We start from the raw sequence: 3,322 nt of genomic DNA on the forward strand, positions 1-3,322 counted from the left end.
ACCGCCCCCCAAGAGGGTCCCGCCGAGCCCGGGGTCGCGGGCCCGCGGCCGGACCTGGGCGGTGACCGCGCGCAGGCCGGCCGCGACCGAGGCACGGGTGTGCACCACGGCGCGCGGCGCCGAGGTGGTGCCGGAGGTGAACACCACGACCGCGTCGCCGTCGCCGTCGTACGGGGCGGGCGGGCGGCCGCCGGTGCGCAGGGCGGGGGCGCAGCCGGGACGGCGCGGGCCGACGGTGGCGACCGGGCCGAGGGCGTCCAGAGGCGGCAGGGCGAGGTGGGCGCGGCGGGCGAGCGGCCGGGCCCAGCCGGCCACCGCCTGGGCCGCGGCGTCGGCGACCACCAGCGCGGGGGAGGCCAGCCGGAGCCGGGCCAGCAGGACGTCCGGTCCGGCGTTCGGGTCGAGGACGGCGGCCCGCAGGCCGAGCCGGTGGGCGGCCAGCATGAGGGCGAGGGCGCGCGGCCCGGGCCGGACTGCGATGCCGAGGGTGTCGCCGGCGGCCAGCCCGTACCGGTGGTGCAGGGCGGCGGCGTAGCCGTCCGCGAGTGCGGCCAGTTCGCCGCAGCGGGCGAGGACGCGTTCGGCGCCGGTGCGGGTGCAGCCGAGGACGGCGGGCCGCTCGGCGCCCTCGCGGAGGGTGCGGGTGAGGTGGTCGAGCACGTCGGGCTCCTTCATCGCGGGTCGACGCCGCGGCCGCCGCTGCCGCGCTCCAGATACCAGCGGGCGGTGCCGAGCACGCCGTAGGCGCGGATCCGCCGGGTCGAGTTCTGCACCACCATGTCGCGGCGGTGGACGATCGCGGTGGTGTGCCGGCGGACCCGGTTGACGAAGGTCCGGTCGGTGGGCGAGGGCCGCCGCGGCATGCCGCCGACCGCCTCGTACAGCTCGGCGGTGATCGCCATGTTGTTGCCGGCGTGCATCCGGTACGGCACCAGGTAGCCGTGCCGCCGGCGGTGGGCGGGCCGGATCCGGCCGAAGAACGCACCGGTCACCACCAGGACGCGGAACACCCGCCGCCCGACCGGTCCGTGCTCGTCGCGCCGGGCGGTGATGCGGCCGCAGACCAGGCCGCGGGAGGCGAGCATCCCGGCCCGGGCGGCGGCCGTCCAGCCGGGTTCCGGCAGGCAGTCGGCGTCGGTGCGGGCGAGCAGCGCGGCGCCCCGGGCGATGGCGTGCCGGAAGCCGGTGTCGATCGCGCAGCCGACGCCCTTCTCCGCCTCCACCAGCAGGTGCACCGGGAACGGCGCGGTCGGGGCGAACTCCCGGACCACCTCCGCCGTGCGGTCGGTGGAGCCGTTGTCCACCACGAGCAGGGTGAAGTCGGTGTCCCGCTGCTCGGCGAGGGCGCGCAGCGTGCCGCCGATCTGGGCCTCCTCCTGGTACGCGGGCACCACGACCCACAGCGCGCTCACGCGACCTCCCAGGCCATCGTCGTCAGGCTGGCGCCGCCGCCGAGGCCGACCGCCAGCACCCGGTCGCCGGGGGCCAGTTCACCGTGGATCCGGTCCAGTTGGACGCCGATGGTGGCACTGGCGACGTTGCCCAGCTCGGGCACGGTGACCACGAGCTTGCCGGCCGGCACCCCGGTCAATTCCACGAACCGCTCCAGGTAGGGCAGGGTCACCTGGTGCACCAGCACCCGGGCGTAGGCGTCCCAACCGAGGCCGGTGCGGGCGGCCGTGCGGGTCAGGATGTCGGCGCCGATCTTCTCGAAGACGCCGCGCAACTCCTTGCCGCCGCCGCGGAAGTAGCTGTACTCGTCGCCGCGCGGATGCCGCGAGCCGCCGCCCGGGATCCCGCCGACCGCCCAGTGCTCGGAGGCGGTCTCGGTCTCCACGTGGAGGATCCCGCCGCGCGGGACGGGTTCGACGACGACGGCGGCACCGGCGTCGCCGAAGGTGTAGCCGGCGAAGCCGTCGCGGAAGTCGGCCGGGCCGGCCGGGTCGCGGCGCATCGCCCGGCTCGGGGTCTCGCCGGTGGTGACCAGGGCGCGCCGGGCCCGCCCGGCCAGGATCATCGCGCGGGCCACGTCGATGCCGTTGAGGAAGCTGTTGCAGGCGTTGGAAACGTCGAAGGCGTGTGCGTGGGAGCCGAGTTCGGCCTGCACCAGATGGGCGGTGGCCGGCTCGCAGACGTCCCGGGTGGCCGAGGCGTACACCAGCAGGTCGATGTCGAGCGGGTCGAGGCCGCCCCTGGACAGGGCCTGCCGCGCGGCGGCGAGGGCCAGCGTCGAGGCGTACTCGCCGTCCTGGGCGAACCGCCGGGTGGCGATGCCGGTCGCCTTCTCGAACATCCGCTCCGGGAGGCGGAGTCCGCTGCCCGCGGCCACCTCGTCCTGCAACTGCTGCGACGTCAGCACCCGCGCCGGCAGGCCGGCTCCCACGGCGGTGATGCCCACTCTCGGGCTGGTCGGACTCATACCGGTCATGCTGCCGCCGCGGCAGGCCCGCGGCCTGAGTACGGGTACTCAGCCATGACCGGGCGCCGGCCCCAACCATGACGGTTGTCATGCGGTTTCGGACACGGACGGCACTGCCGCCCGCCCCGCCGTCCGCGGGATTCTCGAGTCAACGGGAAACGGGGCACCACCACACGGGGGAGCAGGACGATGGCCATCGCCACCACGGTCGCGGCGCACGGGACGGCCGCCGAGCAGGAGCAGTCGCGCCTCGCGGCGCTGAAGCCGCTGGCGATCGACGTCGCGCTGCCGCTCGGCACGTACTGCACGGCGCACGGCCTGCTCGGCCTCGGCCTGGTCGCCTCGCTCACCGCCGGCAGCGCCGTCCCCGCCCTCCGCACCGCCCTCGCCCTGCTGCGGGACCGCTCGGTCAACGGCCTGGCCCTGGTGATGCTGATCGTGAACACCGCCGGCATCGCGCTGTCCGCGCTCTCCGGCGACCCGCGGCTGATGCTGGCCAAGGACGGTGCGACCAGCAGCCTCATCGGCGGCTCGATCATCGTCTCCGCGCTCGCCGGGCGGCCGCTGATGACCGCGGGACTGCGGCCCTTCATCGTCAGGGGCCGGACCGCCCGCGCCGCCGCCTGGGACCGGCTGGCGGCCGGCTCCGCCGCCTTCCGCCGCAACGAGCGGAACTTCTCGCTGGTCTGGGGTGGCGTGCTGCTCGCCGAGTGCGCGGCCCGGGTGGTCGGCGCCTACACCGTCCCGGTGGAGACCATGGTCTGGCTCGGCACCGTCCTGCTGATGGCCGCGATCGCCCTCGGGATCCTGATCGGCAACGTCTTCGCCGGCCGGATCGCCGAGCAGGTCATCGCCGACGCCGCCTGACCCGAACGGACGGACGCCCGCCCACCGCTACTGCGG

4 protein-coding genes are annotated in these 3,322 nt (G+C 76.0%); 1 reads left to right on the forward strand and 3 read right to left on the reverse strand.

Features of this window, described 5'->3' with window-relative positions:
- The 3 genes from ACFV0G_RS06945 to ACFV0G_RS06955 form a co-directional block, all read right to left on the reverse strand.
- Positions 1-660 (reverse strand): AMP-binding protein (locus ACFV0G_RS06945; RefSeq protein WP_380542823.1); only part of this gene is annotated, 660 nt, incomplete at its 3' end.
- Positions 661-671: 11 nt separating this feature from the next.
- Complete coding sequence (locus ACFV0G_RS06950; RefSeq protein WP_380542826.1) at positions 672-1,412, reverse strand: glycosyltransferase; 741 nt, start codon at positions 1,410-1,412, stop codon at positions 672-674.
- A complete protein-coding gene (locus tag ACFV0G_RS06955) occupies positions 1,409-2,419 on the reverse strand; it encodes a 3-oxoacyl-ACP synthase III family protein (RefSeq protein ID WP_380542829.1) in 1,011 nt (336 codons plus the stop codon). Before ACFV0G_RS06955 ends, ACFV0G_RS06950 begins: the two co-directional genes overlap by 4 nt.
- Positions 2,420-2,608: 189 nt before the next feature.
- Between ACFV0G_RS06955 and ACFV0G_RS06960 the strand changes: the two genes are divergently transcribed.
- Positions 2,609-3,286, forward strand: coding sequence for a VC0807 family protein (locus tag ACFV0G_RS06960; protein ID WP_380542832.1), 678 nt, complete (start codon positions 2,609-2,611; stop codon positions 3,284-3,286).
- The last annotated feature ends 36 nt before the right edge of the window (positions 3,287-3,322 follow it).

The organism is Kitasatospora sp. NPDC059571, assembly GCF_042735675.1.
Lineage (GTDB): Bacteria > Actinomycetota > Actinomycetes > Streptomycetales > Streptomycetaceae > Kitasatospora.